The organism is Enterobacter sp. RHBSTW-00994, from assembly GCF_013782625.1.
In the GTDB taxonomy this organism is placed as follows: Bacteria; Pseudomonadota; Gammaproteobacteria; order Enterobacterales; family Enterobacteriaceae; genus Enterobacter.
This window is the reverse complement of sequence record NZ_CP056199.1, coordinates 922,900-948,526: the sequence shown is the minus strand read 5'-3', so window position 1 is coordinate 948,526 and position 25,627 is coordinate 922,900. Positions and strand designations below refer to the sequence as shown.

Genomic DNA, 25,627 nt, shown 5'->3' with positions numbered 1-25,627 from the left:
CGTAGACCCATAGCAGAGCCGATTTACAGGATCCGTCGTGCTTCGCGCGCCATCCGTTTTTTACGAGCATCACACGGTTCCGGACAATCGCAGACTTTGTCTATCCCCAGTGAAGAGATACCGCCACAGCTACCCTGAAGACTCTTTCGCTTGATGAGCCAGCCTAAAGACATACCGAACACCACCAGCACGAATATTGAGAAGGTCGCCAGAAACGTCAACATCATCAGCCTCCAAAATCATCCAGCATAATGTTTTCATCTTCCACGCCGAGTTCACCGAGCATCCTGATGACTGCCGCATTCATCATTGGCGGACCACACATATAGAACTCACAATCTTCAGGTGCAGGATGCTGCTTCAGATAGTGTTCATACAGAACATTGTGAATAAAGCCGGTGTAGCCCGTCCAGTTATCTTCCGGCTGCGGATCTGACAGGGCCACATGGAAGGTAAAGTTTGGATTTTCACGTGCCAGTTGCTCAAATTCTTCGCCGTAAAACATCTCGCGCAGCGAGCGTGCGCCGTACCAGAAGCTGATCTTACGCTTGCTGCCAAGCCGTTTAAGCTGGTCAAAGATGTGCGAGCGCATCGGAGCCATGCCCGCACCACCCCCAATAAAGACCATTTCCGCGTCAGTCTCTTTAGCAAAGAACTCACCAAACGGCCCGGAGATAGTGACTTTGTCGCCTGCTTTCAGTGACCAGATATAAGATGACATCACGCCCGGCGGGGCATCTGGCACATTCGGGGGCGGCGTTGCGATACGGACGTTAAGCATTATTATGCCCTTCTCATCCGGGTAGTTCGCCATAGAGTAAGCGCGCAGCGTCGGCTCTTTGACCTCAGAAACAAAACGGAAGAGATTAAATTTGTCCCAGTCGGCACGATACTCGTCCGGCACGTCGAAATCTGCATACGCGACGGTATGTGCCGGACACTCTATCTGGATGTAGCCACCGGCACGGAATGGAACATCTTCCCCTTCCGGCACGCGTAGCTTCAGCTCTTTGATAAACGTGGCTTTGTTATCATTGGAGATAACCTCGCACTCCCACTTTTTGACGCCAAAGATCTCTTCCGGCAACGCAATTTTCATGTTCTGGCGGACGGCAACCTGACACGCCAGACGACAGCCCTCTTTTGCCTCACGTCGGGTAATATGCGCCAGCTCAGTCGGCAGGATTTCCCCGCCCCCCTCTTTTACCGTCACGCGGCACTGGCCGCAGGAGCCACCACCACCGCACGCCGAAGAGACAAAAATCCCGTTACCTGAGAGGGTATTCAGTAGCTTATCACCCGCCGGAGTGCGGATCTGGTTTTGCGGGTCATTATTGATATCGATAATGACATCTCCGGAATTCACCAGCTTTGAACGCGCCGCCAGAATGAGTCCTGAAAGCACCAGAACAATGAGCGTGAACATCACCACGCCAAGAATAATTTCCATCTATTTGCCCTTATAGCTGCACACCGGAGAAGGACATAAAACCCAGTGCCATTAATCCGGTGGTGATAAAGGTGATCCCTAAGCCGCGTAAGCCTGCCGGCACATTGGCATATTTCATTTTTTCGCGGATCCCCGCCATGGTTACGATCGCCAGCATCCAGCCGATACCAGAACCAAAACCATACACAACGGATTCACTAAAGTTGTAGTCACGCTGAACCATGAATGATACACCGCCGAAGATGGCGCAGTTCACGGCAATCAAGGGTAGGAAAATCCCCAGCGCGTTATAAAGTGACGGGAAATACCTGTCGAGGATCATCTCAAGGATCTGAACCAGCGCCGCAATCACACCGATGAAGGTGATGAAGTTAAGAAAGCTGAGATCGACCCCTTCAACCAACGCACCGTCACGCAGCACAACGTTGTACACCAGGTTGTTAATCGGTACAGATAACCCGAGAACAACGGTCACAGCGACGCCAAGACCAAAGGCTGTCGACACTTTTTTAGATACGGCAAGAAATGTACACATGCCAAGGAAGAACGCGAGCGCCATGTTTTCTACAAATACGGCGCGCACAAATAAACTCAGGTAATGAGCCATTGTCGGTTACTCCTTTTCCTGCTGTTCAGGCTTCAGCGTGCGAATTGCCCAAATCAGCAAACCGATAATGAAAAATGCGCTCGGGGCCAGAAGGAACAACCCGTTAGGCAGATACCAGCCACCATTTTGTACGGTATCTAATACGGTGATACCAAACAGCTTGCCGCTGCCGATTAGCTCGCGCAGGAACCCCACTGTCAGCAAAATCACACCGTACCCCAGGCCATTGCCGATACCATCCATAAAGCTCGCAAGCGGCGGCATTTTCATGGCACAAGCTTCAGCCCGCCCCATGACAATACAGTTGGTAATGATCAAACCAACAAATACCGACAGCTGCTTTGAAGTCTCATAGGCAAAAGCACGCAATAGCTGATCGACCACGATCACCAGCGAGGCGATGATCGCCATCTGCACAATGATCCTCACACTGTTCGGAATGTGATGGCGGATCATGGAGATAAACATGCTGGAAAACGCCGTGACCAGTGTTACTGCCACCGTCATGACCAACGCCGTTTCCAGTTTGGTCGTCACCGCCAGCGCAGAACAGACGCCAAGCACCTGCAGGGTTATCGGATTATTGGCAAATAATGGGCCAATCAGCACCTTTTTAACTTCTTTCATTTCGCCCACATCAGCCATGGTTCAACGCTCCTTCACGTACATTTTTCAGGAAGGGACCAAAACCCAGCTCCCCCATCCAGAAATCAAAACTGTGCTGCACGCCGTTTGACGTAAGAGTTGCACCGGAAAGCCCGTCAACCGCGTACTGATCGCCAGGACGCGCGGCGCCTTTAACCACTTTCAACGCAGGCTGCCCGTTATCGTCGAGGACTTTCTTGCCGACAAACTGTGCCCGCCAGCCTGGGTTCTCAATCTCGCCCCCCAGGCCTGGAGTTTCCCCGTGGTCGTAATACGTAATGCCTTTTACGGTACGGCCATCCGTGTCGAGCGCAACAAAGGCGTACATTACCGACCATAATCCGTTGCCATAGACCGGAAGCACCATCTCCTGAACACGTTTTTGCTCATCGCGAACCAGGTATATTTCGGCAATGTTAGCGCGCCGTTTGATACCTGCCGGATCTTGTGCGGCTTCAAGCGCCTGACTCATCTGCGGATCTTTTAATGCCTGTGACGGGTTAAATTTCGCCGGATCTTTATCCAGCAAGATGCCCGTTTTTAAATCCACCAGGCGGGCCGAGATACGTTCAGCAAAGATTTTAGATACGTCATCAGCGTTCATCCCCTCCCGCATAAGCCCGGCAACCGCCAGAATATTGCGTTGCTTATCCAGGGCGCGTTGCTCTTGCTGTAAAGGTTTTAACCCTACGGCAGAGCCGGCAACGACGACAGAACAGACCAGGCAAAGCACCAGTACCACCAGCAATGTTTTGCCGATGCTATCGTTATTTTTGATGTCAGCCACGCGCCTTCCTCCGCTTGATGTTGGCGCGCACTACCAGATAATCGAACAGCGGCGCAAACAGGTTGGCAAACAAAATGGCCAACATCATCCCTTCCGGATAAGCCGGGTTGACCACACGAATCAATACACACATCACGCCGATGAGCACGCCGTAGCACCATTTCCCTTTGTCGGTAAATGAAGCCGAGACGGGGTCGGTCGCCATAAACATCATCCCAAAAGCAAAACCGCCCAGAACCAGATGCCAGTACCACGGCATAGAGAACATTGGGTTAGTGCTGGAGCCTATTAGATTAAAGAGTGACGCGGTTAACGCCATACCGAGCATAACGCCAGCAACGATTCGCCAGGAAGCGACGCGTCCGAACAAGATGATGGCTCCGCCAATCAGGATCATCAGCGTGGACACTTCCCCGATAGAGCCAGGAATATTGCCTATAAAGGCATCAAACCAGGTGACGGGCTGGCCTGTCGCATTATTGACCAGCGTTTCACCGCCGTGTGCAGCCCACTGAGAGAGGGGCGTCGCGCCTGAAAATCCGTCTGCCGCCGTCCAGACCAGGTCGCCGGAGATCTGCGCAGGATAAGCAAAGAACAGAAACGCACGCCCAGCCAGAGCTGGGTTAAGAAAGTTACGCCCGGTCCCGCCGAATATCTCTTTGGCAATGACCACACCAAAGCTGATCCCAAGCGCTGCCTGCCACAATGGTAGTGTCGGGGGCACTATCAGGGCGAAAAGAATGGAGGTGACAAAGAAGCCTTCGTTGATCTCGTGTTTGCGCACAATGGCAAACAGGACTTCCCAGAAGCCCCCGACAATAAAGACCGTGAGATAAATCGGCAGAAAAAAGACCGCGCCGAGCGTCATCATGCTGATCCAGCCGGCGTCAGAGGCAAAGCTAACACCCAACGACTGCGCCAGACGATAATGCCAGTCTGACTGAATCACCTGCGCGAGCTGTGGGGCATCATAAAGATGGTGTAACGCCGGAATGGTCTGTAACCCTACGTTATACATTCCCCAGAACATCGCCGGGAATACCGCAAACCAGACCAGAATCATCATGCGTTTGAGGTCGATGGCGTCGCGCACATGCGCCGCCCCTTTTGTGACTTGCCCCGGCGTGTAGAAAATGGTCACGGTTGCTTCAAACAGCGGGTAATACTTTTCCAGCTTACCGCCCTGCGTAAAATGCGGCTCCAGTTTTTCAAAGAGGTGTTTTAAGCCCATCAGTTATCCTTCCTGCTCAATGCGGGTTAACACCTCGCGCAATACGGGTCCATATTCATATTTTCCTGGACATACATAGGTGCAGAGCGCCAGGTCTTCTTCATCCAGCTCCAGACAACCCAATGCCTGCGCACTTTCCGTATCTCCGGCCAGCAAATCGCGCAGCAGTGGGGTTGGCAAAATATCGAGCGGCATAACGCGCTCGTAATTCCCAATGGGAACCATTGCACGCTCGCCACCGTGTGTGCTGGTGGAAAAATTAAACAGCCTGTGACGCAGAAAATGACCCAGTGTTGTACGGGTGATAGAAAATTTCTCCGCTCCCGGCATCACCCAGCCAAACAACTCTTTATCTCGCCCTTCCTGCACCACACTGACCTGCAGATGAAAACGCCCAAGGAATGCCACTGCGCCAGCAGCATGCCTGCCACTGAGCACCGAGCCGGAAATCAGGCGGTTTTCGCCCTCTTTCGTCTCCGTTGCCAGCAATTCATTAATGTCCGCCCCCATAATCGTGCGAACCAGTCGCGGGTGAACTGCCTGAGGGCCGCCAATGGCGATCACGCGGTCCGGGCGCAACTCGCCTGTCGTAAAGAGATGGCCAATAGCAATCACATCCTGGTAATTAAGATGCCATACCTGTTTTGTCAGGCTAACCGGTTCAAGAAAATGGATGTGAGTCCCGACAAGCCCTGCCGGATGAGGGCCGGCAAACTGATTGAACGTCACCTGACCTTGTGGATGACCGCCCAGTTTGCCGCCGCTGGCCTGACAGACATGCACTTTCCCTTCCGTCAGACGAGTTAACAGAGTCAGCCCGGCGTCAAAAGCCTGGCGTTGCTTCAGGATTATCGGCTGCGGATCGGCACTGAGTGGGTTGGTATCAATGGCGGTGACAAAAATGGCTGCAGGTACAGAACCGGGAACCGGGGATTGGCTAAAGGGCCGCGTTCGTAATGCCGTCCACAACCCGGACACCAGCAACTGAGATTGCACCACGTCCCGAGGAAGTGTTGCGAGATCTGCGGAGTCAAAGCGGGCAAACTCACGCTGCTCGTTGCCTTCAATACGGATAACAACTGACCGCAATACACGACGTTCACCACGGTTAATCGCCACGATTGTGCCGCAGGCAGGCGCAGTGAACATCACTCCGGGATTTTTTTTATCCTCAAACAGCGCCTGTCCTTTAACGACGCGATCCCCTTCCTGCACCATCATGGAGGGCCGCATTCCCACATAATCGTCGCCCAGTATCGCAACATGACGAATATTACAGCCTGCCGAAATGTGCTGTTCCGGCACGCCTGAGATCGGCAGGTTAAGTCCTTTTTTTATTCTAAACATGGGGTTAACAAGTATCCATGAACAACAAACCAAGATGCGCAAAGTGTAACATTTTCGCCCTTTCGGGGGCAGGGAATACGCTCCAGCAGACGCCAAAATGCGAGCTATTACGCAAAGTTCCTGGAGCCAGCGTCTTCTTGATGGGTTATAACGTAAAACTAATTTGTAAACTCAAAGGTTGGCGCTTGCGAAAATCTATGGCGGTGCTAATGTGAGCGCTCCTAATCCAGATAATTCTGATTTCGGGTCTCTTTTGCCGTCCTGGCAAGTTGGTTTTAGCTTTATCAAGGAACTAGTAGTATGCGTAAAATCGCATTGTTCATTGCGATGCTTCTGATTCCGTGCGTATCGTTTGCCGGGCTGCTTAGCAGCAATAGTGCAACAACGCCGGTCAGCAAAGAATATAAGCAGCAGTTAATGGGATCACCGGTTTATATTCAAATCTTCAAGGAAGAGCGCACTCTCGATCTATTTGTGAAAATGGGCGAGACATATCAACTGCTTGATAGCTACAAAATTTGTAACTATTCCGGTGGACTGGGGCCTAAACAGCGCCAGGGCGATTTCAAAAGCCCGGAAGGGTTTTACAACGTTCAGCGTAATCAGCTCAAACCCGATAGCCGTTTCTATAAAGCGATTAACATCGGCTTCCCTAATGCCTATGACCGTGCTCATGGGTATGAAGGTAAATATCTGATGATCCACGGGGCTTGTGTGTCTATCGGTTGTTACGCAATGACAGACACCGGTATTGATGAGATCTTCCAGTTTGTGACCGGGGCATTAGTCTTTGGCCAGTCCAGTGTTCAGGTCAGTATCTACCCGTTCCGCATGACCGATGCCAATATGCAGCGTCATAAATACTCCGTCTACGCGGATTTCTGGAAACAGTTAAAACCGGGTTATGACTACTTCGAGCAAACGCGTAAACCGCCGGTGGTCTCAATTGCGGATGGACGTTACATCGTTAGCAAACCGCTGAGCCACGAAGTTGTCCACCCACAACTGGCATCAAACTATTCGGTCCCCGAGACAAAATAGCGCCCACTCGCCTGGCATAATCTTCTGCCAGGTTTCGTTGCCCGTCAGCGGCTGCGTCGCAATCAGAGTGACCACATCATTAGGTGTGGTCTCTGTCTGAAAATCAATTTCCACATCCTGATCGAGTAATTTCGCCACCCCAAACGGCGCACGCCGTGTGATCCAGAAAAGATTCGTCGAGCAAAACGCCATCACATAGCGTCCATCCGACAATAGCATGTTGAATACACCCTTTTCGCGAAGCTCCAGCGCCAAAGACGCGATGTATTTAAACACCGCCGCCATATTGCCGGGCGTGCGCGGGTAACGCTCTGTCAGCTTATGCAGCAACCAGCAAAAGGCTTTCTCACTGTCAGTTTCACCAACCGGGCGGAAATTCCCCGTCTCCAGTGACTTATACCCTGTGAGTTGCCCGTTATGGGCGTAAGTCCAGTTACGGCCCCACAGTTCGCGGGTAAACGGGTGCGTGTTTTCCAGCGCCACCTCTCCGCGATTCGCCTGCCGGATGTGCGCAACAACAGAACAGGACTTTATCGGGTAATCCTGTACCAGTTTGGCGATGGGTGAATTGAAGCTAGGCTGAGGATCTTTGAACGTGCGACATCCTTTGCCCTCGTAAAAGGTTATTCCCCAGCCATCTTTATGTGGCCCGGTTCCCCCACCGCGCTGCACCAGCCCGGTGAAACTAAAGCAGATATCGGTTGGCACATTGGCGCTCATCCCGAGCAATTCGCACATACATCACCTCCACAACAGCGAGGGCAACTCCCGTCGTCTTTCAGGTTGCACTTTTGTTGGCCGTTTTCGCTCTGATGCAAGCTCCCACACCGCAGTGCAACTCGAAATCCCTTGGGAATATGCCCCCAGCGAAGTCTTACTTAACCATCTCTTTTTCGATCAGCTGGATCAGGATATGGATCACTTTGATGTGAATTTCCTGAATGCGGTCAGCGTAGCCAAAATGCGGAACACGGATTTCGATATCCGCAGTACCGGCCATCTTACCGCCATCTTTACCGGTCAGGGTGATGACTTTCATCCCTTTTTCACGCGCAGCGGCAATCGCTTTAATCACGTTGCCAGAGTTGCCAGAAGTCGAGATACCCAGCAGAACGTCACCTTCACGACCAACCGCTTCAACGTAACGGGAGAAGACGTAGTCGTAACCAAAATCGTTGCTGACGCAGGAGATGTGGCTGACATCAGAAATCGCAATCGCCGGGTAGCCCGGGCGGTTCTCGCGATAACGTCCGGTCAGCTCTTCTGCGAAGTGCATTGCGTCACAGTGAGAACCGCCATTACCACAGGAGAGCACTTTACCACCGGCTTTGAAGCTGTCTGCCAGCAGGACCGCCGCGCGCTGAATAGCGTGAATATTGGCATCATCTTTCAGAAAGTTGGCCAGCGTTTCCGCCGCTTCGTTCAGTTCGTTACGAATAAGATCCTGGTACATGAGGATAATCCTTCAGCATTAATGAAAATAACACTATGCAGTGTACCGGATAGGGGCAAAGGCGAGAAGTTAAAGCCTGCCGAATCTGTTGCTGTTTTGATTTTTCGTGCCTGCAAAAACCTGAACAATGTGAACCAGGTTGTAATTATTTTGTGAACGCATTGCTAAAAGAAATAACATCCACTACAACCATATCATCACAAGTGGTCAGACCTCCTACAAGACAGGGAGCTTTTCTTTATGATGATTTTGAGCATTATCGCAACCGTTGTTCTGCTCGGTGTGTTGTTTTATCACCGCATAGGTTTATTCCTGAGCAGCCTGATTTTGCTGGCCTGGACAGCGGCGCTGGGTGTCGCTGGCCTCTGGAATATCTGGCTGTTAGTCCCGCTGGCAATCATTCTTTTGCCGTTCAACTTCGCGCCAATGCGTAAATCGATGATTTCTGCACCGGTATTCAAGGGCTTCCGTAAAGTGATGCCTCCGATGTCGCGTACGGAGAAAGAAGCGATTGATGCAGGCACGACCTGGTGGGAAGGCGATCTTTTCCAGGGGAATCCAGACTGGAAAAAACTGCACAACTATCCGCAGCCGCGCCTGACAGCAGAAGAACAGACATTCATCGATGGTCCGGTAGAAGAAGCGTGCCGCATGGCAAACGACTTCCAGATCACCCATGAAATGGCCGATCTGCCGCCAGAGCTGTGGGCATTCTTAAAAGAGCATCGCTTCTTTGCGATGATCATTAAAAAAGAGTACGGCGGACTGGAGTTTTCCGCTTACGCTCAGGCTCGCGTCCTGCAAAAACTGGCAGGTGTCTCCGGGATCCTGGCGATCACCGTCGGCGTGCCGAACTCTTTAGGTCCGGGCGAACTGCTGCAACATTACGGTACTAAAGAGCAAAAAGATCACTATCTGCCACGTCTGGCTCGTGGTCTGGAGATCCCTTGCTTCGCACTGACCAGCCCGGAAGCCGGTTCAGATGCGGGTGCAATCCCGGATACGGGTGTCGTTTGTATGGGCGACTGGCAGGGCGAACAGGTATTGGGAATGCGCCTGACCTGGAACAAACGCTACATTACGCTGGCCCCGATCGCGACCGTACTGGGTTTGGCCTTCAAACTCTCGGATCCGGAAAAACTGTTGGGTGGTGAGGAAGAACCAGGGATTACCTGTGCGCTGATCCCAACCTCTACACCGGGCGTTGAAATTGGTCGTCGCCACTTCCCGCTGAACGTTCCGTTCCAGAACGGTCCGACACGCGGCCAGGATATCTTTGTGCCGATTGATTTCATCATCGGTGGACCGAAAATGGCCGGTCAAGGCTGGCGTATGCTGGTGGAATGTCTGTCAGTTGGCCGTGGCATTACGCTGCCGTCAAACTCCACCGGTGGCCTGAAATCTGTCGCTATGGGGATTGGCGCTTACGCTCATATCCGCCGTCAGTTCAAAATTTCGATCGGTAAGATGGAAGGGATCGAAGAGCCACTGGCACGCATCGCAGGCAACGCCTACGTGATGGATGCTGCCGCATCGCTTATCACCTACGGCATTATGCTGGGTGAAAAACCGGCTGTGCTGTCAGCGATTGTGAAGTACCACTGTACCCACCGTGCACAGCAGTCCATCATTGACGCAATGGATATTGCGGGCGGTAAAGGCATTATGCTCGGAGAGGGCAACTTCCTGGCGCGTGGTTATCAAGGCTCACCGATTGCTATCACCGTGGAAGGGGCAAACATCCTGACCCGTAGCATGATGATCTTCGGTCAGGGGGCGATTCGCTGCCATCCGTATGTGCTGGAAGAGATGGCTGCCGCGCAGAATAACGACGTAGATGCCTTCGATAAACTGCTGTTCAAACATATCGGGCATGTCGGGAGCAACAAAGTGCGTAGTTTCTGGCTAGGTCTGACCAATGGCCGCACCAGCGCAACACCAACCGGCGACGCAACCCGTCGTTACTACCAACAGTTGAACCGTCTGAGCGCCAACCTGGCGCTGCTGTCTGACGTCTCAATGGCGGTGCTTGGCGGTAGCCTGAAGCGTCGCGAGCGTATCTCTGCCCGTCTCGGCGATGTATTAAGTCAGGTCTTCCTTGCCTCAGCGGTCCTGAAACGTTACGACGATGAAGGCCGCCAGGAAGCCGATCTGCCGCTGGTTCATTGGGGCGTGCAGGATGCAATGCATAAGGCAGAACAAGCTATTGACGACCTGCTGGCTAACTTCCCGAACCGCTTTGTGGCTGGCGCTTTGCGTGTGGTGATCTTCCCGACCGGCCGTCATCATCTGGCGCCGTCTGACAAACTGGATCATAAAGTGGCTAAGATCCTGCAAGTCCCGAGTGCAACCCGCTCGCGTATTGGTCGAGGCCAGTATCTGACGCCAACAGAGCATAACCCGGTAGGTCTGCTGGAAGAGGCGCTGCTGGATGTCATGGCTGCCGACCCAATTCACCAGAAAATCTGTAAACAACTGGGCAAAAATCTGCCGTTTACACGCCTGGATGCGCTGGCAAAACAAGCCCTGTCAGGCGGTATCATCGATAAAGATGAAGCGGCTATCCTGGTGAAAGCGGAAGAGAGCCGTTTACGTAGCATTAATGTGGATGATTTCGAACCAGACGAGCTGGCGACACAGCCGGTAAAGTTGCCGGAGAAGGTCCGTAAACCTGAAGCAGCCTGATGCATCACTCGCTTACAAACCCCGCCGCGTGCGGGGTTTTTTATTGCCACATTTTCTTTTTCCATCGTGCTACAGTGTCAAAAAGCTGTCCTGCGAGGAGTCTTAACTGTGCCTGGTTTGAAGATTACGATTTTACAACAACCTTTAGTGTGGATGGATGGCCCGGCTAACCTGCGCCACTTTGATCGTCAGCTGGAAGGTATCTCCGGGCGCGATGTCATCGTATTGCCTGAAATGTTTACTACCGGGTTTGCCATGGAAGCGGCAAAACAGTCGATGCCGCAGGCAGAGGTTGTCGCCTGGATGCAGAGTAAAGCGCAGCAAACTAATGCGTTAATTGCTGGCAGTGCCGCTCTGCAAACCGAACGTGGGCCGGTAAACCGTTTCTTGCTAGTTGAGCCTGGTGGTCAGTTGCATTTTTACGATAAACGTCATCTGTTCCGCATGGCCGACGAGCATCATCACTATGAAGCCGGTAATGAGCGGGTGGTATTTGAGTGGCGAGGCTGGCGCATTCTGCCGCTGGTTTGCTACGACCTGCGCTTCCCGGTCTGGTCACGCAACCGCAACGATTACGATCTGGCGCTGTATGTCGCCAACTGGCCTGCGCCGCGTTCACTCCACTGGCAATCTCTGCTGGTTGCACGCGCTATTGAGAATCAGGCGTATGTGGTGGGTTGTAACCGTGTAGGAACTGACGGCAATGGGCATCACTACCGTGGCGATAGCCGCGTCATTAATCCGCAGGGCGAAATTATCGCCACCGCAGAACCACATCAGGCAACACGCATTGACGCTGAGATATCGCTGACGGCGCTGAAAGAGTATCGGGAGAAGTTTCCTGCGTGGCAGGATGCAGATCCGTTTAGCATTGAATAAATGTTTCCCCTCACCCGGCCCTCTCCCAAAAAGTGAGGGCCGGGTAAAGCATTAACTCACTAATGCCTGCCCGTCTTTGCGGCTTTCCGTCGCGGCGACGTAATGCCCTTCCGGCAGACGGTAAATCACCTGCGCACCACCGAAGTTGTAATCCTGCAACGGATCTTCCACTACAATTTTATGTCCGCGCTCACGCAGTGCCGCAATGGTGTTGCGATCAAACGAAGACTCAACAATCACTTCCCTGCCCTGCACCACGCGCCAGCGCGGGGCGTCGATAGCCGCTTGCGGATTTTGCCCATGCAACATAATACGCAATGCCATCTGCATGTGCCCCTGAGCCTGCATTGGCCCCCCCATCACACCGAAAGACATCAGCGGCTTGCCGTTACCGTCCATCGCAAAACCTGGAATAATGGTGTGGAATGGGCGTTTGTTGCCTGCCAGAGCATTCGGGTGTTTTGGATCAAGCACAAAACCACAACCCCTGTTTTGCAGGCTGATCCCCGTCCCCGGGACAACCACGCCTGAACCAAAGCCCATATAGTTCGACTGAATAAAGGAGATCATCATACCGCTCGCGTCCGCAGCCGCAAGATAGACAGTGCCGCTTTGCGTCGGAGATCCGTAGGTGAAATCAGAGGCGCTATCGTGGTCGATAAGCGCCGCCCGTGACTTCAGATAGGCATCACTTAGCAATTCTTTCGCCGCAAACTCCATATGCTCTTCATCCGCCACATAGCGATCGAGATCGGCCAGCGCCAGCTTCATCGCTTCGATGGAAAGGTGTAGCGCTTGCACAGAATCAGGATGATGCTTCTCAATGCCGCACTGCTCCAGAATCCCGAGCGCAATCAGCGTGGCAATCCCCTGACCATTTGGAGGCAACTCCTGAACTGAACCACCCGCAAAGTCGCGCGACAACAGCTCCACCCACTCCGCACGATGATTTGCCAGATCCTCAGCCGTCAGGTGCGCCCCGTGCTCTTTCGCGAAAGCAGCAATTTTTTGTGCCAGCTCGCCCCGATAGAATGCTTCGCCGTTGGTTTTCGCGATCAGCTCCAGCGAGTTGGCCTGAGCCGGGTTACGGAAGATTTCACCCACGCGCGGCGCACGGCCTTCCGGAGCAAAACAGGCGCTAAACCCGGGTTGATCTTTCAGCTTGTTGTAACCACGCTGCCAGAGATGACCAATCAGCGGAGAGACCGGGAAACCGTTGCGGGCATAGTCAATCGCTGGCTGCGCAAGCGTCGTAAGTGGTAATGTGCCAAACCGTTCAGCCAGTGCGACCCAGCCTGAAACTGCACCTGGTACGGTCACTGCGTCCCACCCCAGCTCTGGCATGACCGTTTTACCGGCAAACAGATCTGCATGCCAGCTCGCCGGAGAGCGACCAGAAGCGTTAAGCCCGTGAAGTTTTTCCCCATCCCAGACAATGGCAAAAGCGTCACTGCCTATGCCGTTGCCAGTCGGTTCAACCACCGTCAGCACCATAGCCGTGGCGATAGCCGCATCAACGGCATTCCCACCCAATTGCAGCATCCGCATACCCGCCTGCGCCGCCAGCGGCTGAGAGGTAGCAACCGCGTTATGGCCCATCATCGGCGGGCGTCGAGAATCGTAACCGGAGGTAAAATCAAGCGCTTTGGTCATCATGACTCCTTAGTCGTGGCGCGGATCGAGCGCATCGCGCAGCCCGTCACCAAGTAAATTAAAGCCTTGTACCGCCAGGAAGATGGCGATACCGGGGAAAACAGACATCCACGGCGCTTGCTCAAGAAACCCTTTCGCGGTGTTGAGCATAGAGCCCCAGGACGGATTCGGCGGCTGCTGGCCAAGCCCCAGGAATGAGAGGCTGGCTTCGGCAATAATTGCCGACGCGATAGCAAGCGTGGCCTGCACCAGAATCGGTGACATCACGTTAGGCAGCACGTATTTCAGAATGATCCAGCGATCCGGCAAGCCAATCGCTCGCGCACCATCGATGTACTCTTCATGACGAATAGCGATCACCTGGCCGCGCGTCAGACGAGCGAAGATCGGCATGGCAGAGAGACCAATGGCGATCATTGCATTGGTCAGGCTCGGGCCTAAAAACGCCCCCAGCGCGATCGCCATGATCAGGAATGGGCACGCCAGCAGCGCTTCGATAAAGCGAGAGATCACACCATCCCACATTTTCTGGAAATAACCGGCCACCAGCCCTAATGGCACACCAATCACAACGGCAATCACCACCGACATACAGCCCGCCATCAGCGACGTTCTTGCCCCCCAGACAATACGGGAGAGGATATCTCTCCCCAGTTCATCAGTGCCGAACCAGTACATTTCTGATGGGGGTTTGCGCACTGCAAGGAAGTTGGCTTTCACCGGATCAAAGGGTGCAATCCAGGGTGCAAGTAATGCAAGCAGGACAAAGAAGCCCACCACCACCGCACCAATCACTGCGCTTTTGTTGGCGAGGAATTTCTTCAGCACCCGGTTTTGCGTGTGCGGTAGTGCTGGCACAACATGTGAAGTGGTCAGTTCTGCCATGATTAGCCTCGCATTTTCGGGTTGATGAGGACGTACAGCACGTCAGCCAGCAGGTTAAGGAGCAGGAAGCCGATCGCCACGATCAGTACCACGCCCTGCACTACGGCATAGTCACGGTTAAAAACGGAATCCACGATCATCTTGCCAAAGCCTGGAATAGTGAAAACCTGTTCGGTCAATACCGCCCCGCCCAGCAGCTCGCCAAACAACAGCGTAGTAAGCGTGATGACCGGTACAAGTGCGTTGCGAAAGGCGTGTTTTAAGATCACGGCCTTAGGCAACAGCCCTTTTGCACGCGCGGTACGGATGTAATCGGCTTTTAATACCGCAATCATCGAGGCTCGCGTATGGCGCATCAGCGTCGCTGCCAGGCCTGTTCCCAGCACCGAAGCAGGCAGCAGCAGGGTCCGCAAATTCTGGATAGGATCTTCGCTAAACGGCACGTAACCGGATGCAGGCAGCCACTGCAAATTGACCGAAAAGACCAGTATCAGCAGGATCCCAAGCCAAAAATGCGGTATTGAGATCCCCGATATCGCAACAAAGTTTGCCCCGTGATCAACCCAGCTGTTTTTATTCACCGCCGCCAGAATGCCCATGCTGATACCAAACACCAGGGCGATGATCATCGCCAGCAGCGACAACTCCATCGTGACCGGAAGTTTGCTGGCAATCAGCGATGTCACGGGTTCATGAGTACGTAAGGAGACGCCCAGATCGCCCTGCAACGCACGCGTCAGCCAGTGGAAATACTGCACGGGGATTGGCGCATCCAGGTTTAGCTCCGCACGCAGTTGAGCAATCACCGCCGGATCGCGCTCCTCTCCAGCCATGGCGATCAGCGGATCGCCGGGAAGCAGTTTTTGCAGCCCAAACACCATCATGCTCACCAGCAGCAGTGTCGGGATAGCCAGCAGCAGACGTTTGCAAATCAGTTCCAGCATGGTTTCTCCTCACGCCTTTATTTATTTCGCCAGCGTCAAACCGGCCAGACGCACAATGCCATCCGGGTAAGGTTTAAAGCCCTGCACACTCTTGTTCAGACCAAAAATACGCGGTTCAAAGTAGAGGTAAGCGATAGGCATATCGGTCTGCAGCTGTTGAACAACCTTGTCATACAACGGCTGACGGGCAGCAGGGTCCGTGCTCAGTCGCGCCTGCGTCAGCCATTCGTCCACCTGCGCATTGCTGTAGCGGCCATCGTTCAGCGTTCCTTTGCTGTTGATGAAGCCGTAGATGCTGCCATCCGGGTCCGGGCGACCAGACCAGCCAGAGAAGCTCAGTTGGTAATCACCGCTTTGCTGGCGATCGAGCAGCGTGGCGAATTCTGTCATTTGCAGATTGAGGTTAAACCCGGCTTCGGCCACCATCGCCTGAAGCACCTGGCCAACCTGCTGCGACGTTGGGTTATTCGGAACCAGTAAGTTAACGTTCAGTGGCGTCGTCACACCGGCTTGTTTCAGGAGGGCTTTTGCTTTCTCCACATCACGCGCGGGAACCGGAACATTAACGTGGTAAGGGCTCACGGTCGAAAACGCCTGATTAGCAGGAGTGTAGAGCCCTTCGAAGACCACCTGGTTAAGCGCATCGCGGTCGATGGCCTGAGAGAAAGCCTCACGAACGCGGGCATCTTTGAACGGGTCGTTAGCCGGGACGTGGCCGTTATTGATATTGAACGTAATGCCCTGATAACCCAGACCCGTCACTTTCGCCAGCGCCAGCTTGCTGTCTGCTTCCACCGTTTTCACGTCGCTTGCAGCAATGCCTTCGGTCAGGTCAAGATCGCCTGCACGCAGGTTAGCCAGACGAACAGAGGCATCCGGGATCGGCAGGTAGATAATTTTGTCAAAGTGGTAGGCGTCTTTGTTCCAGTAGTTGTCAAAACGACTCAGAACAATGCGGTCCTGCGATACGCGACTGTCGAACTTGTACGGACCGGAACAGACCGGATGCGCGGCAAAATCCGGCTTTTTCGCCGCTTCCGGGGCCATCATCGCTCCAGCACGATCGGTGAGCTGCATCAGCAACGCGGCATCCGGGTTTTTCAGGTGCAAGGCAATCTGCATCGGGCCGGTCACATCCACCGACTCGACTGAAGAGATTTCACTTTTACGCAATGAACCTTTTAAGGTCAGGGCGCGGTCGAGGTTGTATTTGGCAGCGGTTGCATCAAATTTTTCGCCGTCGTGGAACGTCACGCCTTCGCGCAGATTCATGGTCAGGGTTTTGCCATCGTCGCTCCAGGCCCAGTCTTTCGCCAGCCCTGGGACAACGTTCAGATGTTCATCGACATCCACCAGCCTGTCACACAGCGACGCGAAGACAAAACGGCCATAATAGGTCCGCGCCAGATGCGGATCGAGCATATCCGGGTCGGCCCCCAGACCAATTCGCAACACACTTTCCGAATGCGCGGGCAACGCCGCACCCAGCAACATAACACTTCCCAGTACGGTCAAAAGAGAATTACGCATTGTCATTATCATGAGTTCCTTGCAGGAAGGGAGGAGTGAGATGCCGCGTGTTCAAACAGCGCGCGGCGACGCAGAAATGCGGCAGAGGGCGGTGCTATCTGAATAACACTGCGATCGCGATTAATCTCCTGCCAGCGATGGCAGGCAACCTGACGTCCGCCATCCAGCACCTGATTGATTGGCTCAACCTGGCGGCATTCATCAGAAACATAGGGACAGCGTGTGTGGAAACGACATCCGGTTGGCGGGTTTGAAGGGTTCGGTAAATCGCCCTGCAACAGAGGCGTATCCCGTTGTGCACCAGGCTGCATCTGCGGGGCAGAGGCGATAAGTGCCTGGGTATAAGGATGCAATGGCGCATCAAAAATTTCGTCAACGGTTGCCAGTTCAACGATTTGCCCCAGGTACATCACCGCAACGCGGTCGCTCATATGCCGAATAACGGCAAGACCATGCGCGACGATAATCATCGTCAGCCCCAGTTGATGTTTAAGGCTTTCCAGCAAATTCACTACCTGCGCCTGTACGGACACATCCAACGCCGAGACCGGCTCATCACCCAGCAGCAGTTTTGGGCCGGAAGCGAGAGCTCGCGCGATACCGATACGCTGGCGCTGACCGCCAGAAAACTCATGCGGATAGCGCCCAGCCCAGGCGGCAGGCAGCCCGACTGTTTTCAACAGTTCGGCAACCCGATACTGGCGGTCTGCTTTTTTCATATTCTGGTGTAACCACAACGGCTCGCCGACAATTTGCTCTACCGTCATACGCGGGTTCAGTGAGGCAAACGGATCCTGAAAAATAATCTGCAGTTCACGCCGGAGTTGATTCAGGCGCGCACCCGAGGCATGGGTGATCTCTTCGCCCTGATAAAACACGCGTCCTTCACTTGCCGCCAGCAAGCGCAGCAGCAAACGACCAAGTGTGGATTTTCCGGAACCGGATTCGCCGACAATCGCCAGCGTTTCACCTGGCATAACAGAGAGCGAAACCCTGTCAACCGCCGTCACAAAGCGGGCGGGGGTAAAAAGTTTTTTGGGGCCGGGAAACAGTTTACTGAGGTCGTGAGCTTCAAGGATGGGCGTAGTCATGCGATTTCTCCCAGCGCAATATGTTGTTCCAGCGGCACACGGAAACAGGCTACCTGATGACCAGCGCCAAGCGTGTTAAGTGACGGTTTTTCATCATGGCAACGCGTCTGTGCGAAGGGACAGCGGGTCGCGAAACGACAGCCTTTAGGCATGGATTCTGGCAGAGGGACAGAGCCCGGAATGGTCGAAAGCTGACCTTTACGCGCGCCAAGCGAAGGAATGGAGCCCATCAGACCAATGGTGTACGGGTGCTGAGGATCGGCGAAGATAGCGTCGACACTCCCCTGCTCAACCACCTGCCCTGCGTACATCACCGCTACCTGTTGCGCCACTTCTGCCACGACGCCTAAGTCGTGTGTGATCATCAACACCGCAGTGCCTGTCTCTTCCTTTAACGTATTGAGGAGAGCCAGAATTTGCGCCTGAATTGTCACATCGAGTGCAGTCGTTGGTTCATCAGCAATCAACAGCCGGGGACGGTTAATGAGCGCCATCGCAATCATCACACGCTGGCGCATCCCGCCGGAGAGTTGATGAGGGTAAGATTTCAGGCGCATCCCGGCGGCCGGAATTTGGACCTTTTCCAGAATGTTCAGCGCGGCAGTCATGGCATCACTACGTGACATATTCTGGTGGCGCATTACAGCCTCGCTGAGCTGATCGCCAAGCGTAAATGCCGGGTTCAGCGAGGTCATCGGTTCCTGAAAAATCATCGCCAGCTCATTACCCCGGAGGTCGGCATATTCCCGCGGGGAGAGTTTGCGCAGATCGTGACGGCGAAACTGCATTTCACCACTCACGATCTGAGCGCTGGCAGGTAGCAATCCCATCAGCGCTAAGGATGTGATGCTCTTTCCACAACCAGATTCACCTACCAGCGCCAATGTTTCGCCCCCTTTCACGGCAAGCGAGATCCCATCCAGTACGCTTACCGGCGAGCCTGCGAATTTTACGTTGAGGTTTTGCAGGCGCAGTACCGGCGCCGCTTCCTTGAACGGAATGGTCGTCATAACGTGAAATCGTCCTCAAGATGAATAGCCTGAATTAAGGCTGCTTGCAGGCTTAGCAGGTGTTCGCGCATGGCGGTCGCTGCTTCGTTAGGCTGGCGATGGATGATCGCAGACATGATTTTTTCGTGATGGTCGTTGTAGTGATCAACACGCTCGGGTGTACGCGCTAATTCACGGAGGTGCTGCCAGCCTGGCTCGCGTCTGACGGCGTCGATGGCATCGAATAAACCGAGCATCAGACGATTACCCGCGGCCTCTGCAATCGCACGGTGAAAGGCGCTATCCCACAATTCATTCAGATCGCGGTCATCCGGGCTGACCTTATTAATGCGTTCCAGCATGCGCTGCATGAGCGCGAGGTTTTCCCTGGTGGCACGCAGTGCCGCAAGCCGGGCTAAGCCGGGTTCGAGCTGTAGACGAGCTTCCATCACTTCCAGCAAATTGGTTTGTTGTACCAACCCCTGAAGTGCCAGCGGCTCCACCGGAGCAGCAGGACCAATAAAGGTTCCTTTGCCCTGTTTACGCCAGATCCGGCCCTCTTCCTCCAGCACGTCCAGCGCACGACGAACTTCACGTCGTCCTACGCCGAGAGTTTCCGATAACTCACGTTCAGTGGGCAACGGAATGCCTGGTGTTGACTCGTGCTGATTGATAAGGCCGCGCAATTGCTCAAGCGCAGTGCTGGAATTTGCCAGAAACCGTGACGGTTTTTCCATATTGGTTCGCTCGCTTTCATCATCACTTTATTTTTATTAACAATAATTTATAGATATAGTTAATAACTTATCGCCCTAATGATTAAGCAATTAATGAACCAATAATTCATTGGTTCGTGAGCTTTCACGAAAATGGTGGATAACTGGATGATTTACAGTGAATTATTTTTACATAATTGTTACACAAGGAAATGACAAACCAGGACAAACGGAGATTATTTGCACAACAAAAGTGCAAATAACGCACCAAAACTGCGCAGTTGTTAATTAATTGCACTATTGTAATTGACTTTTTGTTAACACACTGAGGGAGGGGGAGAAAGGGGTATAAGAATATGCGAGACATAAAACGACGAAAGCCTGAATCATTTCTGATTCAGGCTTTCTGAATAGTGGCGGAACGGACGGGACTCGAACCCGCGACCCCCTGCGTGACAGGCAGGTATTCTAACCGACTGAACTACCGCTCCACATTGTGTTCCGTTGGGAACGAAGCGGATATTACGGATTGCCTCTGAACTCGTCAACGCTTTTTCTCAAGTTTTGAATCGTTTGCTGTAAAAATCACCCAAGCGGCGATTTTACACGCATTGCTGCGCGCATTATGCGCGCCATAGGCAGCTTCCGCCCTTCTTCTGTACCAGATCCAGACGTGATTCATGTGCAGCCATTTCGTCATCGTTGGCTAAAACCACCCGTAAACGGTTTGCCTGACGCACAACACGCTGAATTCCTGCATCACCCTGCATCTGCTGTGTATCACCTTCCATACTAAACGCCATGGAGGTTTGCCCACCCGTCATGGTCAGATAAACATCAGCCAAAATCTGGGCATCGAGTAACGCGCCGTGCAGCGTACGTTTGGTGTTGTCTATTTCATAACGCGAGCAGAGCGCATCGAGGCTGTTACGCTTGCCGGGGAACATCTTTCTGGCCAGCGCCAGACTATCGGTGACTTTGCAAAAGGTATTCGTTTTAGGAATGCCACGATTGAGCTTGCTGAACTCATAGTCCATAAAACCGATATCAAACGATGCATTATGGATGACCAGCTCAGCGCCGGTAATGTATTCCAGGAATTCATCTGCCACATCTGCAAATGTCGGCTTATCAAGCAAGAACTCATCAGCAATACCGTGAACGCCAAACGCCTCTGGATCCACCAGCCGGTCAGGTTTGAGGTATACGTGGAAATTGTTCCCCGTAAGACGACGGTTCACGACTTCAACAGCACCGATCTCAATAATCTTGTGCCCTTCGTAGTGCGCACCGATCTGGTTCATACCGGTGGTTTCGGTATCGAGGACAATCTGGCGTGTAATTGCAGTGCTCATAGCGGTCATTTATGTCAGACTTATCGTTTAACTGAACGTTTCAAATACAGGAAGTCTACCAGAGATGCGTAAACAGGTAGAAATTTTCACCGATGGATCATGTCTCGGCAACCCAGGCCCCGGTGGATATGGCGCGATCATGCGCTATCGCCAGCACGAAAAAACCTTTAGCGAAGGTTATCACCTGACGACCAATAACCGAATGGAGCTGATGGCTGCCATTGTGGCACTGGAAGCTTTAAAGGAACACTGTGACGTGGTATTGAGCACTGACAGTCAGTATGTTCGCCAGGGGATTACTCAGTGGATCCACAACTGGAAAAAGCGTGGCTGGAAAACAGCAGATAAAAAACCGGTCAAGAATGTCGATCTCTGGAAACGCCTGGACGCCGCTATTGGTCAGCACGAGATCAAATGGGAATGGGTGAAAGGCCATGCCGGTCATCCTGAAAACGAACGCTGCGACGAACTGGCTCGCGCTGCCGCGTCTAATCCCGTTCAGGACGACGTGGGTTATCAACCCGAATCCTGATTACGGTTTTTTGTATTGCCGCGTTGCACCTACGGTCTGGCGGATCTGTGTTTTTGATTTGCTCTGCTTCATCGGATTGAGCGTAAGAGGAATTGTTCTTTTACGCGCCACAATAAACTGCATGCAGCCTAATGCTGGCAGATGCGTACTGAGTAAAACGCCCCCCTTACGCGCCCAGGGCACAACCTGAAAGCCGCCATAGCAGAGCACTTCAAAGTTTAGTAATGACAGCCAGTCTAGCTGGCGCATCAGAGTAAACATACGGCTGTTATACGGTGGCGTGCGGCGTAATACAGGAACAAGTTTACGTAACCCCATCAGGCTCAACGGATTGAAGCCACTGATGATTAGCCAGCCGTCGTCGATTAACACCCGATCAACTTCCCTCAGCAGGCGATGCGGGTCGCTGCACCAGGGTAATGTATGCGCCAGCAGGCATGCATCAACCGATTTTTCGGCAAACGGCAAATGCAACGGATCGGCCTTAACCTGCACAGGAGAGCCATCAAGAGAGGCATTAACCTGATGAGAAATGGCACAACTTTCGGAGTTGATTTCCGCGCTGAGATTGCCAATCTTAAGCAGGTGAAAACCATACATTTTCGCGAACCAGGGCTTAAGCTGTTGCTCTAACGCTTCGCGATAGTATTCACCCCAGGGCAATTCCGCCCAACGTTCCGGTGCTGCGACAGTCTGAGGTATCCTTGCCGGTTTCATCAACACATCCGCCACGTTGTAAGAGGTAATATATGAATCTTATCAGTATTCCTGCCTTTCAGGACAACTACATCTGGGTTTTAGTTAACGATGATCGTCGGTGCATCATTGTCGATCCCGGTGAGTCTGCCCCTGTCTTGAACGCTATTGCGGAAAATGGCTGGCAGCCTGAAGCCATTCTCCTCACGCACCACCATAACGATCATGTCGGTGGTGTTCCGGACCTGCGGGATCAATTTCCGCATCTTGTGGTATACGGCCCGGCGGAAACACAAGATAAGGGGACAACGCAAGTAGTCAAAGAGGGCGAAAACATCCTCATACTCGGGTGGGATTTTTCCGTATTTGCCACTCCCGGTCACACTTCAGGACATATTTGTTTCTACAGCACACCTTATCTTTTTTGCGGGGATACGATGTTTTCTGGCGGTTGCGGAAGATTATTTGAAGGAACACCAGCACAAATGTATCAATCTTTTCAGAAGATTAATGCGCTCCCAGGTGACACCCTCATTTGTTGCGCACATGAATATACATTAGCAAACATGAAGTTTTCAGCGAGCATCTTACCTGACGATCGGGCGATTCAAGATTATTACCTGAAAGTGAAGGAGTTACGTGCAAAAAACCAAAAAACACTGCCAGGAATTCTGAAAAGAGAGCGGGAAATTAATTTATTTTTAAGAACGAATGATATTGATTTAATTGAAAAAATAAACAAAGAAACAAATTTGCAACAACCTCAAGAACGATTCGCATGGTTAAGGTCAAAGAAAGATAACTTCCGATAATTCCGGGTTGCCTTTTCAAAAATTCGCCGTTATCATCGCTCGTCTTTTAAGCAACTATTGACACACACATGAAGGCAAAAGCGATATTACTCGCCTCTGTCCTGCTTGTAGGTTGCCAGTCACAAAATGGCAGCAACGTACAACAGCACGCACAGAGCCTTTCTGCAGCTGGTCAAGGGGAAGCAGGGAAGTTTACAAGTCAGGCGCGATGGATGGACGATGGGACATCATTCGCGCAGGATCAAGACTTGTGGGCCTCTATTGGCGACGAGCTAAAGATGGGAATTCCGGAAAACAACCGGATTCGCGAACAGAAACAGAAGTATTTGAGAAATAAGAGCTATCTCCACGATGTAACTTTACGGGCAGAGCCGTATATGTACTGGATAGCAGGGCAAGTTAAGAAACGTAACATGCCCATGGAACTGGTACTACTACCCATAGTGGAGAGCGCTTTTGACCCGCACGCAACGTCTGGTGCCAATGCCGCAGGCATTTGGCAGATCATTCCGAGCACAGGGCGAAATTATGGATTGAAACAGACCCGCAGCTACGATGCGCGTCGTGATGTAGTCGCTTCAACGACTGCCGCTCTCGACATGATGCAACGTCTGAATAAGATGTTTGACGGCGACTGGTTGTTAACTGTCGCTGCGTATAACAGCGGTGAAGGTCGTGTACTGAAGGCAATGAAAACGAACAAAGCGCGTGGTAAACCCACCGATTTTTGGTCGCTCTCTCTGCCTCAGGAAACCAAGCTTTATGTACCGAAAATGCTGGCTTTGAGCGATATACTCAAAAATAGCAAACGCTATGGCGTACAACTGCCAACACCAGACGAAAGTCGTGCGTTAGCGCGTGTTCGTCTCAGCAGCCCAGTTGAAATACAACAGGTTGCTGATATGACGGGTATGTCGGTCAGCAAGCTTAAGACCTTTAATGCTGGCGTTAAAGGCTCTACGTTGGGTGCAAATGGCCCGCAATATGTAATGGTTCCGCAGAAACACGCTGAACAGTTACGTGAGTCTTTAGCCTCAGGTGAGATCGCAGCCGTTCAGTCAACGCTGATCGCGGATGCCTCATCAGTCAGCAGCCGTAGCTATAAGGTTCGTTCGGGTGATACCCTTTCAGGCATTGCCTCACGCCTTGGTGTGACGGCGAAAGATCTGCAGCAGTGGAATAATCTGCGTAGTTCGGGTCTGAAGGTAGGTCAGAATCTGACAGTGGGTGCGGGTAGCAGCGCACAGCGTCTTGCCAACAACAGCGACAGTATTACCTATCGCGTACGTAAGGGTGATTCGCTGTCCAGTATCGCTAAACGTCACGGCGTGAACATCAAAGATGTGATGCGCTGGAATAATGGTACTGACAACCTGCGACCCGGCGATCAACTGACGCTGTTTGTAAAAAACAGCACAACGCCAGATTCCTGATTACAGACTCTGAATATAAAAAAAGGCACCGATTCCCCCGGTGCCTTTTTTATTTATCCTGCTTTCTGCACTTCAGCCATAATCATGTCGCTTGTAAATGATCCATCTTCCTGCAATTCAAAGTAGGCTTTTACCTCCGCAGATGCGCTCTCCTGATACAACCTGATGGCCTGACTCAATGCTTCAGGTGTGCGCATACGTGCAATCCAGGAGCTAAATTCCAGAGGCAAACGGTCAGTAATTAACGAGCGTGAAATTAATCCAGCTTCCGCAGTCAGCGATAACCACTCCCCGCAGGAATAATTACGCACATGTGATGTATCACGCAGCGCTTCAACCGTTTGCAACCAGATATCACGCACCGGATGTCCCGGAGACATAACATCCATAATGATAAAGATACCTCCGGCTTTCAGCACGCGCCTCACTTCTCTTAACGCTTGCCCCACATCGTGCCAGTGATGGGCAGAGTAGCGGCTGATGACAACATCAAACGACCGATCCTCAAAAGGTAATGACTCAGCATATCCCTGGCGTGTGGTGATGTTGTTCAGACTTTTTGCTTTTGCCGCCGCCACAACAACGTCCAACATCTGACTGGATAAATCATACGCGGTGACCTGAGCAACCTGCTGTGCCGCCGCAAAACTTGCATGCCCTGCTCCGCAGCCTAAATCCAGTACGTGCGCCTCAGGGACTGCGGAGAGCCTTTCGCTCAGACGAACTAAATCTCGTCCGGACGCATGCACAGCACTGCTCAGGTAAGCACTGGCCTGCGAGCCAAACTGTTTTTCGACATTGTCGTGATGGGAGTGTGTTGTCATTGTACTGTCCTTTGGTTGATTGAAAGATAAAGGGCAGCACCA

General features: G+C 52.6%; 25 protein-coding genes and 1 tRNA gene. 6 read left to right on the top strand and 20 right to left on the bottom strand.

Annotation, left to right across the window (positions count from 1 at the left end):
- Positions 1–23 precede the first annotated feature (23 nt).
- Genes nqrM through HV346_RS04430 form a run of 7 tightly spaced genes read right to left on the bottom strand, consistent with a single transcriptional unit; the run spans position 24 to position 6,067 of the window.
- Complete coding sequence (gene nqrM / locus HV346_RS04460; protein WP_181622372.1) at positions 24–227, bottom strand: (Na+)-NQR maturation NqrM; 204 nt, start codon at positions 225–227, stop codon at positions 24–26.
- On the bottom strand, positions 227–1,450 hold the full coding sequence (gene nqrF, locus HV346_RS04455) for an NADH:ubiquinone reductase (Na(+)-transporting) subunit F (RefSeq protein WP_181622371.1): 1,224 nt from the start codon (positions 1,448–1,450) through the stop codon (positions 227–229). The genes nqrM and nqrF overlap by 1 nt, the downstream gene beginning before the upstream one ends.
- A 10-nt stretch (positions 1,451–1,460) precedes the next feature.
- Positions 1,461–2,057, bottom strand: coding sequence for an NADH:ubiquinone reductase (Na(+)-transporting) subunit E (nqrE, locus tag HV346_RS04450; protein ID WP_181622370.1), 597 nt, complete (start codon positions 2,055–2,057; stop codon positions 1,461–1,463).
- A 6-nt stretch (positions 2,058–2,063) separates the two neighbouring features.
- Positions 2,064–2,702, bottom strand: a complete 639-nt coding sequence (locus tag HV346_RS04445) for an NADH:ubiquinone reductase (Na(+)-transporting) subunit D (protein ID WP_181622369.1) — start codon at positions 2,700–2,702, stop codon at positions 2,064–2,066.
- On the bottom strand, positions 2,695–3,489 hold the full coding sequence (locus HV346_RS04440; protein WP_181622368.1) for a Na(+)-translocating NADH-quinone reductase subunit C: 795 nt from the start codon (positions 3,487–3,489) through the stop codon (positions 2,695–2,697). The genes HV346_RS04445 and HV346_RS04440 overlap by 8 nt, the downstream gene beginning before the upstream one ends.
- Complete coding sequence (locus HV346_RS04435; protein WP_181622367.1) at positions 3,482–4,720, bottom strand: NADH:ubiquinone reductase (Na(+)-transporting) subunit B; 1,239 nt, start codon at positions 4,718–4,720, stop codon at positions 3,482–3,484. The genes HV346_RS04440 and HV346_RS04435 overlap by 8 nt, the downstream gene beginning before the upstream one ends.
- Before the next feature lie 3 nt (positions 4,721–4,723).
- Positions 4,724–6,067, bottom strand: coding sequence for a Na(+)-translocating NADH-quinone reductase subunit A (locus HV346_RS04430; protein ID WP_181622366.1), 1,344 nt, complete (start codon positions 6,065–6,067; stop codon positions 4,724–4,726).
- A gap of 300 nt (positions 6,068–6,367) precedes the next feature.
- On the opposite strand from HV346_RS04430, the gene dpaA reads away from it, so the two are divergent.
- The gene (dpaA, locus tag HV346_RS04425; protein ID WP_181622365.1) at positions 6,368–7,108 is read left to right on the top strand and encodes a peptidoglycan meso-diaminopimelic acid protein amidase; all 741 of its coding nucleotides are present in this window, start codon (positions 6,368–6,370) and stop codon (positions 7,106–7,108) included.
- On the opposite strand, the gene HV346_RS04420 is transcribed toward dpaA, so the two are convergent.
- Both HV346_RS04420 and lpcA read right to left on the bottom strand, forming a co-directional pair.
- Positions 7,079–7,846, bottom strand: a complete 768-nt coding sequence (locus HV346_RS04420) for a class II glutamine amidotransferase (RefSeq protein ID WP_181622364.1) — start codon at positions 7,844–7,846, stop codon at positions 7,079–7,081. The two genes, dpaA and HV346_RS04420, sit on opposite strands and share 30 nt — an antisense overlap.
- A gap of 136 nt (positions 7,847–7,982) precedes the next feature.
- Positions 7,983–8,561 carry a D-sedoheptulose 7-phosphate isomerase gene (gene lpcA / locus HV346_RS04415; RefSeq protein ID WP_028017728.1) on the bottom strand — a complete coding sequence of 193 codons (579 nt, stop codon included), beginning with the start codon at positions 8,559–8,561 and terminating at the stop codon, positions 7,983–7,985.
- A 240-nt stretch (positions 8,562–8,801) separates the two neighbouring features.
- Here lpcA and fadE point away from each other — a divergent pair, with 240 nt between their 5' ends.
- Together fadE and HV346_RS04405 are read left to right on the top strand one after the other, a co-directional pair.
- The gene (gene fadE / locus HV346_RS04410) at positions 8,802–11,246 is read left to right on the top strand and encodes an acyl-CoA dehydrogenase FadE (protein ID WP_181622363.1); all 2,445 of its coding nucleotides are present in this window, start codon (positions 8,802–8,804) and stop codon (positions 11,244–11,246) included.
- 108 nt (positions 11,247–11,354) lie between these two features.
- The gene (locus HV346_RS04405; protein WP_181622362.1) at positions 11,355–12,125 is read left to right on the top strand and encodes an amidohydrolase; all 771 of its coding nucleotides are present in this window, start codon (positions 11,355–11,357) and stop codon (positions 12,123–12,125) included.
- 51 nt (positions 12,126–12,176) lie between these two features.
- On the opposite strand, the gene HV346_RS04400 is transcribed toward HV346_RS04405, so the two are convergent.
- From HV346_RS04400 to dnaQ, 9 genes are all read right to left on the bottom strand, one after another.
- Positions 12,177–13,778, bottom strand: coding sequence for a gamma-glutamyltransferase family protein (locus tag HV346_RS04400; RefSeq protein ID WP_181623695.1), 1,602 nt, complete (start codon positions 13,776–13,778; stop codon positions 12,177–12,179).
- Between the two features lie 9 nt (positions 13,779–13,787).
- On the bottom strand, positions 13,788–14,663 hold the full coding sequence (locus HV346_RS04395; RefSeq protein WP_181622361.1) for an ABC transporter permease: 876 nt from the start codon (positions 14,661–14,663) through the stop codon (positions 13,788–13,790).
- A gap of 2 nt (positions 14,664–14,665) precedes the next feature.
- Entirely contained in the window at positions 14,666–15,607 is a 942-nt protein-coding gene (locus HV346_RS04390) for an ABC transporter permease (protein WP_181622360.1), read from the bottom strand.
- A gap of 21 nt (positions 15,608–15,628) precedes the next feature.
- Entirely contained in the window at positions 15,629–17,143 is a 1,515-nt protein-coding gene (locus tag HV346_RS04385) for an ABC transporter substrate-binding protein (RefSeq protein WP_181622359.1), read from the bottom strand.
- Between the two features lie 2 nt (positions 17,144–17,145).
- A complete protein-coding gene (locus HV346_RS04380; RefSeq protein WP_181622358.1) occupies positions 17,146–18,228 on the bottom strand; it encodes an oligopeptide/dipeptide ABC transporter ATP-binding protein in 1,083 nt (360 codons plus the stop codon).
- Positions 18,225–19,238: an ABC transporter ATP-binding protein gene (locus HV346_RS04375; RefSeq protein ID WP_181622357.1), complete on the bottom strand. Its 1,014-nt coding sequence runs from the start codon at positions 19,236–19,238 to the stop codon at positions 18,225–18,227. The genes HV346_RS04380 and HV346_RS04375 overlap by 4 nt, the downstream gene beginning before the upstream one ends.
- A complete protein-coding gene (locus HV346_RS04370; protein WP_181622356.1) occupies positions 19,235–19,954 on the bottom strand; it encodes an FCD domain-containing protein in 720 nt (239 codons plus the stop codon). Before HV346_RS04370 ends, HV346_RS04375 begins: the two co-directional genes overlap by 4 nt.
- A 393-nt stretch (positions 19,955–20,347) precedes the next feature.
- A tRNA-Asp gene (locus HV346_RS04365) sits at positions 20,348–20,424 on the bottom strand.
- Positions 20,425–20,556: 132 nt separating this feature from the next.
- Positions 20,557–21,288, bottom strand: a complete 732-nt coding sequence (gene dnaQ, locus HV346_RS04360) for a DNA polymerase III subunit epsilon (protein ID WP_220131481.1) — start codon at positions 21,286–21,288, stop codon at positions 20,557–20,559.
- A gap of 64 nt (positions 21,289–21,352) precedes the next feature.
- Here dnaQ and rnhA point away from each other — a divergent pair, with 64 nt between their 5' ends.
- Positions 21,353–21,820 carry a ribonuclease HI gene (rnhA, locus tag HV346_RS04355; RefSeq protein ID WP_181622354.1) on the top strand — a complete coding sequence of 156 codons (468 nt, stop codon included), beginning with the start codon at positions 21,353–21,355 and terminating at the stop codon, positions 21,818–21,820.
- Here rnhA and HV346_RS04350 read toward each other — a convergent pair whose 3' ends face one another.
- Positions 21,821–22,537, bottom strand: a complete 717-nt coding sequence (locus HV346_RS04350) for a class I SAM-dependent methyltransferase (RefSeq protein ID WP_181622353.1) — start codon at positions 22,535–22,537, stop codon at positions 21,821–21,823.
- Between the two features lie 32 nt (positions 22,538–22,569).
- Here HV346_RS04350 and gloB point away from each other — a divergent pair, with 32 nt between their 5' ends.
- The gene (gene gloB, locus HV346_RS04345; RefSeq protein WP_181622352.1) at positions 22,570–23,328 is read left to right on the top strand and encodes a hydroxyacylglutathione hydrolase; all 759 of its coding nucleotides are present in this window, start codon (positions 22,570–22,572) and stop codon (positions 23,326–23,328) included.
- Positions 23,329–23,396: 68 nt separating this feature from the next.
- The gene (mltD, locus tag HV346_RS04340) at positions 23,397–24,761 is read left to right on the top strand and encodes a murein transglycosylase D (protein WP_181622351.1); all 1,365 of its coding nucleotides are present in this window, start codon (positions 23,397–23,399) and stop codon (positions 24,759–24,761) included.
- A gap of 53 nt (positions 24,762–24,814) precedes the next feature.
- Here mltD and HV346_RS04335 read toward each other — a convergent pair whose 3' ends face one another.
- Positions 24,815–25,585, bottom strand: a complete 771-nt coding sequence (locus HV346_RS04335) for a class I SAM-dependent methyltransferase (protein ID WP_181622350.1) — start codon at positions 25,583–25,585, stop codon at positions 24,815–24,817.
- Between the last annotated feature and the right edge of the window lie 42 nt (positions 25,586–25,627).